General features: G+C 69.8%; 10 protein-coding genes. 2 read left to right on the top strand and 8 right to left on the bottom strand.

Annotated features, from left to right (window positions below; translation table 11 throughout):
• Positions 1-93: 93 nt before the first annotated feature.
• On the bottom strand, positions 94-1,101 hold the full coding sequence (locus tag ACFMQL_RS00665; RefSeq protein WP_364066114.1) for an endonuclease domain-containing protein: 1,008 nt from the start codon (positions 1,099-1,101) through the stop codon (positions 94-96).
• A 725-nt stretch (positions 1,102-1,826) separates the two neighbouring features.
• On the opposite strand from ACFMQL_RS00665, the gene ACFMQL_RS00660 reads away from it, so the two are divergent.
• On the top strand, positions 1,827-2,438 hold the full coding sequence (locus tag ACFMQL_RS00660) for a nucleotidyltransferase domain-containing protein (protein WP_364066697.1): 612 nt from the start codon (positions 1,827-1,829) through the stop codon (positions 2,436-2,438).
• 398 nt (positions 2,439-2,836) lie between these two features.
• On the opposite strand, the gene ACFMQL_RS00655 is transcribed toward ACFMQL_RS00660, so the two are convergent.
• Positions 2,837-3,229, bottom strand: coding sequence for an SLATT domain-containing protein (locus ACFMQL_RS00655; RefSeq protein WP_378790122.1), 393 nt, complete (start codon positions 3,227-3,229; stop codon positions 2,837-2,839).
• Positions 3,230-4,031: 802 nt separating this feature from the next.
• The gene (locus tag ACFMQL_RS00650) at positions 4,032-4,628 is read right to left on the bottom strand and encodes a GntR family transcriptional regulator (RefSeq protein WP_364066695.1); all 597 of its coding nucleotides are present in this window, start codon (positions 4,626-4,628) and stop codon (positions 4,032-4,034) included.
• 62 nt (positions 4,629-4,690) lie between these two features.
• Here ACFMQL_RS00650 and aceE point away from each other — a divergent pair, with 62 nt between their 5' ends.
• The gene (aceE, locus tag ACFMQL_RS00645) at positions 4,691-7,147 is read left to right on the top strand and encodes a pyruvate dehydrogenase (acetyl-transferring), homodimeric type (RefSeq protein WP_364066107.1); all 2,457 of its coding nucleotides are present in this window, start codon (positions 4,691-4,693) and stop codon (positions 7,145-7,147) included.
• A gap of 76 nt (positions 7,148-7,223) precedes the next feature.
• Here aceE and ACFMQL_RS00640 read toward each other — a convergent pair whose 3' ends face one another.
• The 5 genes from ACFMQL_RS00640 to ACFMQL_RS00620 all read right to left on the bottom strand — a co-directional run bounded on the left by ACFMQL_RS00640 (position 7,224) and on the right by ACFMQL_RS00620 (position 13,233).
• The gene (locus ACFMQL_RS00640) at positions 7,224-8,519 is read right to left on the bottom strand and encodes a HAMP domain-containing sensor histidine kinase (RefSeq protein ID WP_364066105.1); all 1,296 of its coding nucleotides are present in this window, start codon (positions 8,517-8,519) and stop codon (positions 7,224-7,226) included.
• Positions 8,516-9,205, bottom strand: a complete 690-nt coding sequence (locus ACFMQL_RS00635) for a response regulator transcription factor (protein ID WP_364066103.1) — start codon at positions 9,203-9,205, stop codon at positions 8,516-8,518. The genes ACFMQL_RS00640 and ACFMQL_RS00635 overlap by 4 nt, the downstream gene beginning before the upstream one ends.
• 92 nt (positions 9,206-9,297) lie before the next feature.
• Entirely contained in the window at positions 9,298-10,638 is a 1,341-nt protein-coding gene (locus ACFMQL_RS00630; protein WP_378784107.1) for a cation:proton antiporter, read from the bottom strand.
• Positions 10,595-12,169 (bottom strand): cytochrome P450, encoded by a 1,575-nt coding sequence (locus ACFMQL_RS00625; protein ID WP_378784105.1) that lies wholly within the window; start codon positions 12,167-12,169, stop codon positions 10,595-10,597. Before ACFMQL_RS00625 ends, ACFMQL_RS00630 begins: the two co-directional genes overlap by 44 nt.
• A complete protein-coding gene (locus ACFMQL_RS00620) occupies positions 12,163-13,233 on the bottom strand; it encodes an alpha-hydroxy acid oxidase (RefSeq protein WP_364066096.1) in 1,071 nt (356 codons plus the stop codon). Before ACFMQL_RS00620 ends, ACFMQL_RS00625 begins: the two co-directional genes overlap by 7 nt.
• Positions 13,234-13,484: the final 251 nt, after the last annotated feature.

Here is a 13,484-nt window from a genome sequence, read left to right as displayed (position 1 = left end):
GCAGTGCTGATGGTGGTGTCCCCCGTTCACAAACACCAGCTCGAGTGATGCCCCCGGTGTTTCAGCGCATGCAACTAGGGTCAGCATCGGCGCCTATTCGTCTATGGTCTCTATAATTGCCGCCGAGCGAAACGTCGAAGGCAAATAAAGAACTTTGATATCCAGAATCTGACTAGGGGGCTGCTGGCGATAATTCTCGAAAAGTAAGCTTGTGGAGGTGCCTTCTAGTCTATTGCATCGATCACATAGGAGGCCGCGAATCCAGCCAGTTTTGTGATCGTGATCTCGTACAAGGGTGCCGTTCGATGGCCCCTGGCCGCAGACCCCGCACCTGCCGTTGTGCCATAGCTCCAGCATCCTGAAGGCTTCCGCATGTTCCGGCAAGACGCTGGAGGTACTCTGTGGGTGCTGAGCAGCTTGAATTCTCAGTTGCTTCAGAAATGTCTCATCGGCTTCCCATGACCAGCAGGCTGGTTGCAGAGTGGCTGAGGAAGGATCGAGATCGGGGAGCGGTGGCTTGCATGATCCGCACATCTTGGCTTGAGCAGCAGCAGTTCCGCGCCAGATCATTATTTCGCGTACGTAGTCGAGGCCGACTCGTCGTGGGTTGCGAGAGGACTGCTGAATCAAGTCCTCGAAGAAGGCTTCCAGATTTTCGTTGTGATATTCGAACATTATGCCGAAGGTGTGTAGGTCTTCGGGGAACGGTCGAAGGGAAGCCTTGGGCGGGTGTCGACAAGTAAGTGTATGAATCTTTCCCTTATTGAGGATATATGGAAAGTCGTCTGGATCAAGCCGTTCGTGACTTTCTGTCCACTCTCGGGCGATGCTGTGATATATTTCGCGGGCTTCGTCGTAATGCGACATTGCTCGGTCGCAAGATTCGCAGCAGCCACTTTCTCGCGTCGTCGCATCGAGAAGGTATTTTCGTGCCACCCTCGCGTCTATATCTCCGGCTGCAATGCGCTCGAGAATCCAGAGAACCGACGGTATGTCGATCTGCCAGTATTCAACTCGGCCAGAGGTTAAGGATGTCAGCGTCGAATTGTCATAACGATGACCGTTGATTTCGATGTGGAATGAATAGTTTCTACCTTGCACTGCCGCCCTCCGAAGCTCACTGTGCCCCTGGTCAATGGTTGATCGTAGTGACCGAGTGTGACATTTCAGGCCGATGCTGGCGGGAGCGGCGGCATCGCTATGACTTGCCCGAGGGTGCTGTGCAGTGCATGCAGCTGGCTCCGGCTGTCGAAGAGAGGTGATGCCATCGTGCACCTGTCCAGTCAGAACTGGGCTGAGTGACAGGCTGAGTGACAATCGCTGTGGTCGATCACGAACGTTGACAGACGCAGACGCACTCTTTCGGCAGGTCAGAGAGCGTACATCCCCCCATCGCATGCGGTGTTCGATTTGCTTCACACCGAAGAGGTCACTGGTTCGATCCCAGTATCGCCCACCACAAAGACGCGGGTAGACGGGGTTTCGGAGCTGATCCGAGGCCCCGTTCCTCGTATCTGGGGGCGCTGGGGAGCCGATCGGGGCGCCATCCCACTCCGGCTCCCTGTCGGAGACGGCTTGCGCTGAGCATGGTGTTGATCCTTTGGGCCTCCTCGATGATCCTCGGCTTACGCTCCCAGCGCAGCGCTCAGGCTTCCTCGGTTCGGACGCCCGCGGTGAGGCTTGGCCCATCACGCGGTTAGGTCGAAGCCATCCGGTACTGAACAGGCGCGAGTGGCGAGTGCTCCAGGGGCGGCGGTGAGGATGATCACCTGATGCGTACCCATGGCGACGCCCACCACCACGCTGATGGGAGAGGAACCCGGGTGATGGAGCTTGAGGACTCGTGGGGGCGCTGGGAGGCTGCGCCGCTGGGCGAGGTCGTCGCCCTGATGCGGGGGCTGGCGGCGCCGTGGTGGGTGGGCGGTGGGTATGCGATCCAGCTGGCTGTCGGCCACGCCTATCGCGAGCATGAGGACGTGGACATCGTGCTGCTGCGCCGGGATCAGCTCGAGGTGCGGCGGCTGCTGGACGGCTGGGACTTCCACGTCCCGGGCCTCACCGACGGACTGCGGCCGTGGGCACTGGACGAGGTGCTGCCCGGGCAGGCGCACAACGTCTGGGTGCGCGAGCGCCCCGGCGGACCGTGGCGGTTCGAACTCCTGCTGGAGGACGTCGATGGTCAGGAGTGGATCTACCGGCGCGACCGTCGGATCCGCCGCCCGCTGGCGGAGCTGACCGTCGAGGCGGACGGTCTTCGTCTGGTCGCCCCTGAGGTGCAGTTGCTCTACAAGGCCAAGGGCACGCGGCGAAAGGACGAGGTGGACTTCGAGGCGATTCTCCCCCGGTTGACGCAAGGCCAACGGTGCTGGCTGGAGGCGGCGCTAGAGGTCGGGCACGACGCACATCCCTGGCGCGAGCGCCTGCGCCACATGGCTTGAGAGATCGCGGCGGCACACTCTAGAGACCACCGGCAGGCCCCTCGGGAACCGGTCCCCTCCTGAGTGCCCTGAGTGCCAGAAGGGCCTTGCCGGGGGCGTTGGGAAGGACTCGTGGGCGCTGGGAGGCGCTGGTCGGAGGGGGCGCTGGAGGGCGGGTGCGATACGCGTCGCTGCGCAACCGCTTGCTCGGAAAGCGATGGAAGAGCACCGGAACGGGCGTGCGATTGCGGCGCTCACTTGCGTCGGAGTATCCAGAGACGCTCACTTGCGCCGGAGTATCCAGAAAAGAGCCGCGCGATCAGCGCCACGGCCAGAACGACTGCGGCGATGAGCGAGAGTTCGATCCATCCCATTCCCAACACGTGCGCCTCCGGGGCGGGGTCGATGCGGACTACCTGTCAGCCGGGCGGGTGGGGGCCGGCGAGGGTGGAGCGGGAGACGCACCACGTCGTGTGCTCGAGGCTGATCGCTTCTTCGGCGTCCCGGGCTTCGGCGGCCCACGCCTCCTCGGTCTGGACGGCCTCCAGGCGGGAGCGGACGATGGAGAGTTCGTTGGCCGCCAGTGCGTACGCGCGGCCGAGGTTGTCGTGTCGCTTGATCGCGAGCCAGGCGACGCCGACGCCGATCATCGCGGCGACGATTCCGGCCAGGTCGATCGAGATGACGCCGAAAACGCGCAGCATCGCGGTGAGGACGCCGAGGATTTCGATGATGATCAGGGTGATGCTCCAGGCGAGGCCGCGTTTCCGATTCCACTCCGCTTTGCGGGTGTACCACAATTGCCGGTCGATGATGCGTTCTTTGGATGGAGACCGCCTTGCGGTGGTCCAGCGCGAAGTTGCGTAACCCGCGCGTCGCCGGGCTGATGGCGGGGGCGGTGCTCGGCGCTATTCCGGTGCGCGGCGCGTCGTGCAGCAGCTGCGTCAGTCGCTCGATGTACAGGGAATCCGTGCGGGTTTCGCGCCGTCCTTGCCGAACGGCGCGGCTCCGACGGCATATCGCCAGGCCATCGTGCTGGTGAATTCGGTCAATGCGCGCCGTCGTACCAGGTGCGGTCCAGTTTCTCCATGAGCGGCCAGATCTCGATCAGGGCGGTGCCCACGTGGGCGACGGCCGTGGCGGCTGCGGCAGGTCGAAGGCGGAAGCGCCTGCTCGTAGGGTCACAGCGCCTCCGGTCGCCGCGACGAGCAGAGGCCGAGGCGGATGCGCGACGCCGCCAGATGGCGGCGCTGACCGTCGAGTGAAGAAGCCTGGCCGGCGGCCTGGGACAAACCGGGGAGCGAAGCGTCCGGCAGTGTCATGACCTCGGCGCTGTCACATTGTCCGAGGGCCGTACTGCTTCTCCTGGGCGACGTTGAGCCGGGCGAGTTCGCATGCGGCCGGATGCCGTCGCTCACTCACTCGAATTCGGCCTGTCGAAAAGTCCCACTGAGAGCCAGGTTGATCGTGGCGAAGACGTCAAGACAGCGGTGATCGTCTTCGTTTCCGCGGCATCGTGAAAATGTGCGATCTTGTTTGGATCTTCGGCGTCCGCCTTTCTCCGCGAAACCGCGCGCAGGTGGTCGGGGAACGCGAAATCGCGAAATCGTCTCGTCAGGGGACGTACGCCAGGACGTGGTCGCGAAGGAGGGCGGGAAGGGCGGGGTCGTCGCGTTCGATCGCCTCCACGAGCGGCTCGTGGTCGCACGCGTTGTCGTACGGCCGCAGCCCCAGCAGGCGGATCGACAGGTGGGTCCAGACCTCGACCCCCAGCGATTCCCACACCGACAGCAATACCTCGTTTCCCGCCGCCGCCACGATCTCGCGGTGGAAGGCCACGCCGTGGCGGACCTGGTCAGTACGGGAGCCGGTGGCGATGGCCCGGCGCAGGTGGCGTAGGTTGTCTCGGAGCGCGTCGGGGGAGGGGCGGCCAAGACGGACGGCCGTCTCCTCAAGGCCGGCTCGCACCTGGTAGACCTCCCGCAGGTCGGCCTCGGTGAAGCCGCGCACCTGCGCGCCCTTGTTAGGGGAGGTTTCGATCAGCCGCAGTGTCTCCAGCTCGCGGAGCGCCTCGCGTACCGGGGCCTGGCTCACGCCGAGCTCAGCAGCCAGCCGGCGCTCGACGATGCGATCGCCGGGCGCCCATCGGCCGTTGATCAGCCCCTCAACGATCGAGGTGCGGATCTGTTCGCGCAACGGGACCCTCACCACCGGTTTCACGCCACGATCCTAGCCGCCTTCGCACATCGGATGATCGATCATAGGATGGATGTATGGAGACAGACTGGGACCCCCAAGAGACGGCGGAATGGCTTGAGTCGCTGGAAGCCGTCCGCCGGGAGGCCGGCCCCGACCGGGCCGAGTTCCTGCTGCGGCGGCTGGCCACGAGCAGCCGCTACGTCAACACGGTGCCGACCGAGGACGAGCCCGAGTACCCGGGCGATCTAGAGCTGGAAGAGCGCATCGCGGCATACGACCGCTGGAACGCCGCCGCGATGATCACCAGGGGCAGCAAGCTGGGGCTCGGCGGCCACCTGTCCACCTACGCCTCTGCCGCCTGGCTCTACGAGGTCGGTTTCAACCACTTCTTCCATGGCGAGCACGACCAGGTGTACTTCCAGGGGCACGCCTCGCCGGGCATCTACGCCCGCGCGTTCCTGGAGGGCCGCCTGAGCGAGCAGCAGCTCGACCTGTTCAGGCGCGAGCCGGAGGGCGGCCTGCCGTCCTACCCGCACCCGCGGGCGATGCCGGGGTTCTGGCAGTTCCCGACCGTGTCGATGGGCCTGGGGCCGCTCAACGCGGTCTATCAGGCACGGTTCAACCGCTATCTGCACAACCGTGGCATCAAGGACACCTCGGCCTCTCACGTATGGGCGTTCCTCGGTGACGGTGAGATGGACGAGCCGGAGGCCACGGCGGCGCTGACGCTGGCCGCGCGCGAGGGTCTCGACAACCTCACCTTCGTGATCAACTGCAACCTGCAGCGGCTCGACGGCCCCGTACGCAGCAACACCCGCATCGTGCAGGAGCTGGAGGGCGTCTTCCGCGGCGCGGGCTGGAACGTCGTCAAGGCGCTGTGGGGCCGCGACTGGGACCTGCTGCTGCAGGACGACGAGCTGGTGGCGCGGCTGGCGGAGGTGCCCGACGGGCAGTTCCAGACGTTCGCCGCCTCCTCCGGCGAGTACATCCGCGAGAAGCTGTTCCACGGCCTGAAGGCGCCGGTCTCGGACGAGGAGCTGCGCCGCATCGTGGGCGGCTCGCGGGCGGGTCACGAGCCGCGCAAGGTGTACGCCGCCTACCGCCGCGCCGTCGACCACAAGGGCGCCCCCACGGTGATCCTGGTCCAGACGGTCAAGGGCTGGACGCTCGGCGCGGGCGTCGAGGCGCGCAACGCCAACCACCAGATGAAGAAGCTCTCCCAGGACGAGTTCCGCGCCCTGCGCGACCGCCTGGGCCTGCCGATCAGCGACGAGGCGCTCTCCGGCGAGCTGCCCCCCTACGCGCACCCCGGCCCCGACTCGCCCGAGGTCCAGTACGTGCTCGAGCGGCGCCGCGCGCTCGGCGGCCCGGTGCCGGCGCGGAAGGTGTCGTACCACCCGCTGCCCGTCCCCGCCGACCGCAACTTCGCCAAGCTGGCCAAGGGCTCGCAGCAGCCGGTCGCGACCACGATGGCGCTCGTGCGGCTGCTGAAGGACCTGATGCGGGAGCCGGAGACGGGCCGCCGCTGGGTGCCGATCGTGCCCGACGAGGCGCGTACGTTCGGCATGGAGTCGCTCTTCCCCTCAGCGAAGATCTACTCGCCGCTCGGCCAGCGCTACGACGCGGTGGACCGCGACCTGCTGCTCGCCTACACCGAGTCCACGGAGGGGCAGATCCTCCTCGAGGGCATCACCGAGGCCGGCTCGATGGCGTCGTTCACCGCCGCGGCCACCAGCTACGCCACCCACGGCGAGCCGATGATCCCGCTCTACATCTTCTACTCGATGTTCGGCTGGCAGCGGACCGGCGACCAGATGTGGGCGCTGGCCGACCAGCTCGGCCGGGGCTTCCTCATCGGCGCCACGGCGGGCCGCACCACCATGACGGGCGAGGGCCTGCAGCACGCCGACGGGCACTCCCAGCTGCTCGCCTCGGCCAACCCGGCCTGCCTGGCGTACGACCCGGCGTTCGCGTACGAGATCGGCGTGATCGTCCGCGAAGGGCTCCGGCGCATGTACGGCGAGCAGGGCGAGGACGTGTTCTACTACCTGACCGTCTACAACGAGCCCAAGCCGCAGCCCGCCATGCCGGAGGGCGTCGAGGAGGGCATCATCAAGGGCATGTACCGCTTCCGCGAGGGCGGCGGGCAGGCCCACCTGCTGGCCAGCGGCACCGCGATCCACTGGGTGCTGGCGGCGCAGGACCTGCTGCGCGAGGAGTACGGCATCGGCGTGGACGTCTGGTCGGTCACCTCGTGGAGCGAGCTGCGCAGGGACGCGATGACGGCGACGGGCGTGCCGTACGTCCAGGAGGCGCTCGCCGGGGCGAACGGGCCGGTGATCGCGGTCAGCGACTGGATGCGGGCGGTGCCCGACCAGATCGCCCCCTGGGTACGCCAGCCGTGGACCTCGCTCGGCACCGACGGCTTCGGCCTGTCGGGCACCCGCGAGTCCGTGCGCGAGCACTTCGGCGTCGACCCCCGCTCGATCGCGGACGCCGTGCTCAAGGCCGTCCAGGGGAACGCCTCCTGAGCCCTCACGCGCGATCGTCAGGCCGTATGTGAACAAGAGCCGGGCGGGGACGTCCCCGCCCGGCTCTGCGGCGCTCTCACGGCTTCCAGGCCGGTTCCGGGCGGGGCTCGACGGCGGGTCCCGGCGCGTGGGCGGGCAGGCGTACGGTGAAGGTCGCGCCCTCACCGGGCCGCCCGTCCGCGGTGATCGTGCCGTGGTGGCCCTCGACCACCTCGCGCACCAGCGCCAGCCCGAGCCCGAACCCGGTCCCCTCGAACCGGCCGAACAGCCGCTCGGCGTCCCCGGGGTCCAGGCCCACGCCGTCGTCCTCGACGGTGAGCAGCACGACGCCGGGCTCGCCGGACAGCCGCACGCGGATGTGCCCGCCGGGCCCGGTGTGGCCGAGCGCGTTGTCCAGCAGCGCCGAGACGACCCGGCGCAGGGCCGACTCGACCCCGCGTACGACGTGGTCGCCGGGACCGTCGCAGCGGACCTGCAGGTCCACTCCGCGGGCGGCGGCCCTGGGGCTCTCCGCCGCGACCGCCTCGGCGGCCAGCACGGCGAGGTCCACCGGCCCGAACGGCCGCCGCAACTGCTGGAACTGGGCCGAGCGCAGCAGGTCCTCCACCACCTCGCCGAGCTGCCTGGTGCCGGTCACGAGGTGATCGACCTCGTCGATGAGCAGGATCGGGTCGGTGCCGCCGCGCAGCCGCCGCGACAGGAGCTGGGCGCGGGTGTTCAGCCGGGTCAGCGGGGTGCGCAGCTCGTGGCTGACGTCGGCGGCGAAGCGCCGCTGCCTGGCCAGTGCCTCGCCCAGCGGCGCGATGGCCCGCCGGGACACGACGTGGCCGACGACCAGCGCGGCCAGCAGCCCGGCCACCTCGGCCCCGATCAGCGTGTGCAGCAGCCGCTGCCGCTCCGACACTTGGTAGCGCAGGTCGAGCGCGGCCTGCACGACGGTGTCGCCGCGGCGGCGGGTGTGCACGAGGTACTCCTGCCCGGCCACCGTGACCTCGACGGTCTCCTTGCTCTCGCCGCCGCCCGCGACGTGGTTGAGCGAGCTGCGGACGGGCAGCTCGGCGGGCGCGCCGGGCGAGGCGGCGATCGTGCCGTCGGCGCGCAGCTCGTACAGCCAGACGCAGGGCGGCGGGTACGCGACCGGCGAGCGGGCGGCGGTGACGGTCAGGTCGCGCAGGGCGGCGGTGCCCTGGCTGTGCACCATCGCGCACCACACCAGCACGCCGACCAGCGCGAGCACCACCGAGAACGCGCCCGCCACCTGGAAGGTGATGCGCCGCCTGGCGCGGGCCAGCAGGCGGCGGTCGGGATCGGGATCGGGGCCGGGCGGCCTGCCGGGGTCCGCCGGGCGGCGCAGCGGCGCGATGACGCTCACAGCGAGCCCAGGCGGTAGCCCACGCCCCGTACGGTGCTCACCACACCTTGTCCCAGTTTGCTGCGCAGGTAGTACACGTAGGTGTCCACGATCGACTCCTTCTTCGCCCCGTCGAAGACCTGCTGGCGCAGCGCCCTGCGGGTGTGCACCTGCCGCGGGCGCGCGGCCAGCGCGCTGAGCAGCCTGCACTCCTGCCCCGACAGCGTCACCTGCTCGCCGCTGGGCAGCCGGACGATGTGCGCCTCGGCGTCCAGCCAGCCGTCGCCCAGCGGCAGCAGCGTGGCCATGTCGAGATTGCGGCGGTGCAGCGCCCGCACCCTGGCCAGCAGCTCGTCGATGTCGAATGGTTTGACCAGGTAGTCCTCCGCGCCGGCGTCGAGCCCGGTGACCCGGTCGGAGACCGAGCCGAACGCGGTCAGCAGCAGCACCGGAGTGGTGATCGCCTGCCGCCGCAGCCGGCGCAGCAGGTCGATCCCGTCCATCGAGGGCAGCCCGCGGTCGACGATGAGCACGTCGTACGGGCGGCTCAGCCCCAGATGCAGCCCTCGCTGCCCTTCCGGCGCCAGATCGACCGTGTAGCCCTGCTCGGTGAACAGGTCGACCAGCATCTGCCCTAATTCGCGGTCGTCCTCGACGAGCAGCAGCCGGCGGGAGGGCGAGCCGGCCGTGCCTGTAGTCCCAGCCACGGCACCACGGTTACACCACTGTGGCGGAAAAACCAGGTCCACTTCGCCTCCGGAGTCCCAGAAGTCGTGTCTGCAGCGGCCGACCTGGGCGATCATGAGGAATTGGACTGCAACTCCACGGGCTGCGGCGCGGGCGCGCCGGTCTTCCTGGTGCTGAGCTCCAGGCGCTCGGGCAGCGCGAGCTTGTACAGCGGCATCGCGCCCGCGGTGGTGAGCACGGCCACGAGCACCAGCATCGAGAACAGCTCCGTGGTGATCATCTCCTGCGCGAGCCCGATGTTGATGAAGATGAGGATCATCAGGCCGCGGGCGTTCATCAGCCCGCCCACCGCGTACGACTCCCGCCACGAGAACCCGAGCCCTCGCATCGCCAGCGAGCACCCGAAGTACTTGCCGGCGAACCCGGCCGCCAAGATCAGCAGGAACGCCAGCACCATCGAGCCGCCGGCGATGCCGCCGAGCTGGGTGTTCAGGCCGGAGAACGTGAAGAAGACCGGCAGCAGCAGGGTCGAGACGACGTCCATCATGCGGCCGTGCAGCACCTGGCGGAAGGCGGCGTTCCTGGGCATCGCCAGGCCCGCGAAGAAGCCGCCGAAGACGGAGTAGACGCCGATCCAGTCCGTGATCCAGCCGGCGGCCAGCGGGACGAGGATGACGACGTACATGCCGGTCGGGCCGAGCCGCCCCGTGCGTGCGACGCTCTCGCCCAGCGGCCGCAGCAGCGGGGCCACGACCTTCAGCATCACGATCGCGAACACCGCGGTCAGCGCGATGGTGGGCAGCGCGCCCGTCACGCCGTCGCCCAGGTGCATGGCCGTCAGCACGGCCAGCAGGCACCAGGCGAGCGCGTCGTCGATGGAGGCGCCGAGCAGGGAGAGCCGGCCGAGCGGCGAGTTCTCCAGGCCGCGCTCGTACAGGATCCTGGCCAGCATGGGGAAGGCGGTCAGCGAGAGCGCGCCCCCGACGAACAGGGCGAACTGCATCGGCGGCACCTCGGGGCGGGACAGCAGGTCGTACAGGACGAGACCGGCGCCCGCGCCGAGCAGCAGCGACGGCAGGACGCCCGACGCGGCGAGCACCGACGCCTTGCGGGCCTCGCCGGGCGTGCCGGCGCTGTGGTCGAGGCCGGCCCCGACCAGGAACATGTAGAGGGTCAGGCCGATGGTGCTCAGCACGTACAGGACCGGCCGGACGTCGGGCGGGAAGAGGGCCGCCTGCGCCTCGGGGAACAGCCAGCCGAACAGCGTGGGGCCGAGCAGCACGCCGGCGACCATCTCGCCGAGCACGCGCGGCTGCATCACGAGCTGGGCAAGCCGGCCGCAGATCGCCGCCGTGACGAGGATGACGACGAGCGCGGGCAGGACTTTGAGCACCAGGGCGAGGTTGGGGTCAGCGGGTGCGGCGTGAGCCAGGGTGACGACCATGGTGTGCATACCGGTTCTCCGCATCGAAGGCGTCGGAAGCGTCAGGAGCGTCGGTGGTGCGGTCAGGAGCGTCGGTGGCGCGGTCGGGGGCGTCGGTGGTGCGGTCAGGGGCTTCGGCGGCCGTCGGGGCCTCCGTCTCGGCCGGGTCGCCTTCCTCGGCCGGGTGGCGTTCCTCGGCCGGGTCACGGGCGGCGGCCTCGGCGAAGTGGCGCTCGCACAGCCGCAGCCGGTGCGCGTCCCAGACCATGTACGTGCCGAGCACGAGCTGCACGAGGCTGCGCCAGACGTCCTCCCAGCGGTCGCGCACCCGCATGTAGGCGAGCGCGAGACGGGGCCGGTGCGGGGCGCCGCGCGGGGTGAGCAGGCAGGGCCCGCGGCTGGGCAGGGACCTGGTGTGGGAGACGGACGAGTCCAGCACGTAGCGGTCCAGGACCTCCCGCGCCACCACGCGCATGACGATCGGCGCCAGCCGCCAGGCCGGGCAGGGGCGGTTGGCCGCGACGCCGAAGGGGATGTGGTTGAGCTCCTTGGCGGGCCGGTCGAACCGGCCGGGATCGAAGCGATCCGGATCGGCGAACCCCGCCCGGTGGAACTCCGGATAGTTGAAGCAGAGCACCGAGCCGGCCGGGATCGTGGTGTGCTCGTCCAGCGCGATGTCCCCGCTGGTGATCCGGTGGGCGATGCCGAACAGCGGATACAGCCGCAGCGTCTCGTTGATCACCCGGTCGAAGTGGCGGTCGTCGGACGTCCGCGCGCGCTCCTGCTCCTCCGGATGCCGGGCGAGGACGAGCAGCAGGTGCGCCATGCCCTCGGAGAGCTGCACGACGGCGGTGTTGAAGAACGCGCCCTGCAGGTAGTACGCCTGCTCCAGCGGCGTCAGCCCGTCAGGCAACGGCACCCTGACCTTGTCCAGGCGGGGCAGCAGGTAGCGGGTCAGGCGGTCACGGCGGTCCATGTGCCGCAGGCCCGTGCACTTGAGCGAGGTGACGACGTCGTCGGCGTTGGCCGCGATCAGGTCGCGGGCCTCGCGCGGGCAGGGTTCGGCGAAGACCAGCTCGTACGCGAACTCCGCCCACAGCGGCATCATCAGATCCCGCAGCCTGACCATCCCCCGCACGCCCTCGAGACGGCGGGCCGCGCAGCGGCGGGCCAGCTCCTCGGCCTCGGCCTTGGGCACCGCGAGCAGGGAACGGGTGGTGCGGGCCACGGCGTCGTACCGCTCGCCCGGCTCCAGGTGCTCCTGGTGCATCTCAGGGCCGGGGGACAGCCAGTACCAGAACAGGTCGGACAGGGCCGCGCCCCTGCTGCGCCCGTTCGCGGCCGGATGGGAGTACAGCTCGCGGAAGCGGTCCACACCGGCCAGGCCGCCCGGCACCGGGATGCCCTCGTCGCCGTTGATCCTGGCGAACACCCGCTCCCGCAGCGCCACCACCCGGCGCGGCAGCCAGTACGGCAGGCTCACCAGCACAGCCACCACCGCGAGCGCCACGGCGATCGGCACGGCGATCGGCACGGCGATCGGCACGGCGACGGTCAGCATGGCGGCACCACGCTCCGCACCATGTCGGGGGTCAGGTCGCCGACGCCGGCGCAGCCGCACAGCGTCATGGCCTGCTCGACCTCCGCCCGCAACAGGCCGAGCACGCCGGCCACGCCCGGCTCGCCGCCCGCGGCCAGGCCCCACAGCACCGGCCTGCCGACCGCGACGGCGGCGGCCCCCAGCGCCAGCGCCTTGACCACGTCGGTGCCGCGCCGCACCCCGCCGTCCACGAGTACCGGTACCGTGCTCCCGTCCGGGCCCGCGACCTCGGCCACGATCTCCGGCAGCAGGTCGATCGCCGTGGGCACGCCGTCGAGCTGCCGGCCGCCGTGGTTGGACACCATGATCGCGGCCGCGCCGTGCTCGATCGCGAGACGGGCGTCGGCCGGGTGCGTGACGCCCTTGACCACGATCGGCAGGTCTGTCATGCGGCGCAGGACGGCCAGGTGCTCCCACGACAGCTCCGGCCACATCGCGATCGGCCGCACCGGGCCGCCGGGGCCGTCGCGCAGGTTCTCGCAGTGCAAGTGCGCGGGCAGGTCGAGGAAGCGGTTGCGGATGTCGCGCCGGCGCACGCCCATGACCGGCGAGTCCGCCGTGACCACCAGCGCCCGGCAGCCCGCCGACTCGGCGCGGCGCACGATGCGCTCGGTGAAGGCCAGGTCGGGCTGCACGTAGAGCTGGAACCACAGCGTCGCCCCCGGCGCGGCGGCGCCCACCTCCTCGACGGCGACCGTGGCGGCCATGCTCACGATCATGATGGTCTCCGCGGCGGCCGCGGCCCGCGCGGTGGCCCGCTCGCCCTGCGGGTCGGCGAGGCGGTGGAACGCCGTCGGGGCGATGAGCACCGGCATCGACGCGCGGCAGCCCAGCAGGGTCACACCGGTCTCCGGGCGGCCCGCGCCGCGCAGGACCCTCGGCACCAGCGCGAGCCGGTCGAAGGCGGCCACGTTCGCGCGCAGCGTGATCTCCTCGCCCGCGCCGCCGGCGAAGTAGTCGTAGTGGGCGGGGGCGAGGCGCTCGCGGGCGGCGGCCTCGTAGTCGCACAGCCGCCAGCCGCTCATGGGGCCGCGCGCCTCGGTGGCCGCCGGGTGCGCCTCGGTGGCCGTCCGGTGCTCCGACGGGCCATGCGGACCGAGCGGACCGGGCTCTCGGTGTGCGGTGGGTTCCGGGCGTGGAGCGGGTTCCTGGTGTGCGGTGGGTTCCCGGTGTGCGGCGGGTTCAGGGCGTGGGACGGGTTCTGGGCGTGCGGCGGGTTCCAGATGTGCGGTGGGTTCAGGGCGTGCGGCGGGTTCCGGGTGCGGGGCGGGGGCCC

Source organism: Nonomuraea fastidiosa (assembly GCF_042751225.1).
In the GTDB taxonomy this organism is placed as follows: domain Bacteria; phylum Actinomycetota; class Actinomycetes; order Streptosporangiales; family Streptosporangiaceae; genus Nonomuraea; species Nonomuraea fastidiosa.
This window is presented reverse-complemented; position numbering and strand designations above follow the sequence as displayed.

Excerpts from the sequence above, each read along its gene's own strand:
- aceE (WP_364066107.1), top strand. The coding sequence starts at position 4,691 with ATGGAGACAGACTGGGACCCCCAAGAGACGGCGGAATGGCTTGAGTCG.
- ACFMQL_RS00660 (WP_364066697.1), top strand. The coding sequence starts at position 1,827 with ATGGAGCTTGAGGACTCGTGGGGGCGCTGGGAGGCTGCGCCGCTGGGC.
- ACFMQL_RS00620 (WP_364066096.1), bottom strand. The coding sequence starts at position 13,233 with ATGAGCGGCTGGCGGCTGTGCGACTACGAGGCCGCCGCCCGCGAGCGC.
- ACFMQL_RS00625 (WP_378784105.1), bottom strand. The coding sequence starts at position 12,169 with ATGCTGACCGTCGCCGTGCCGATCGCCGTGCCGATCGCCGTGCCGATC.
- ACFMQL_RS00630 (WP_378784107.1), bottom strand. The coding sequence starts at position 10,638 with ATGCACACCATGGTCGTCACCCTGGCTCACGCCGCACCCGCTGACCCC.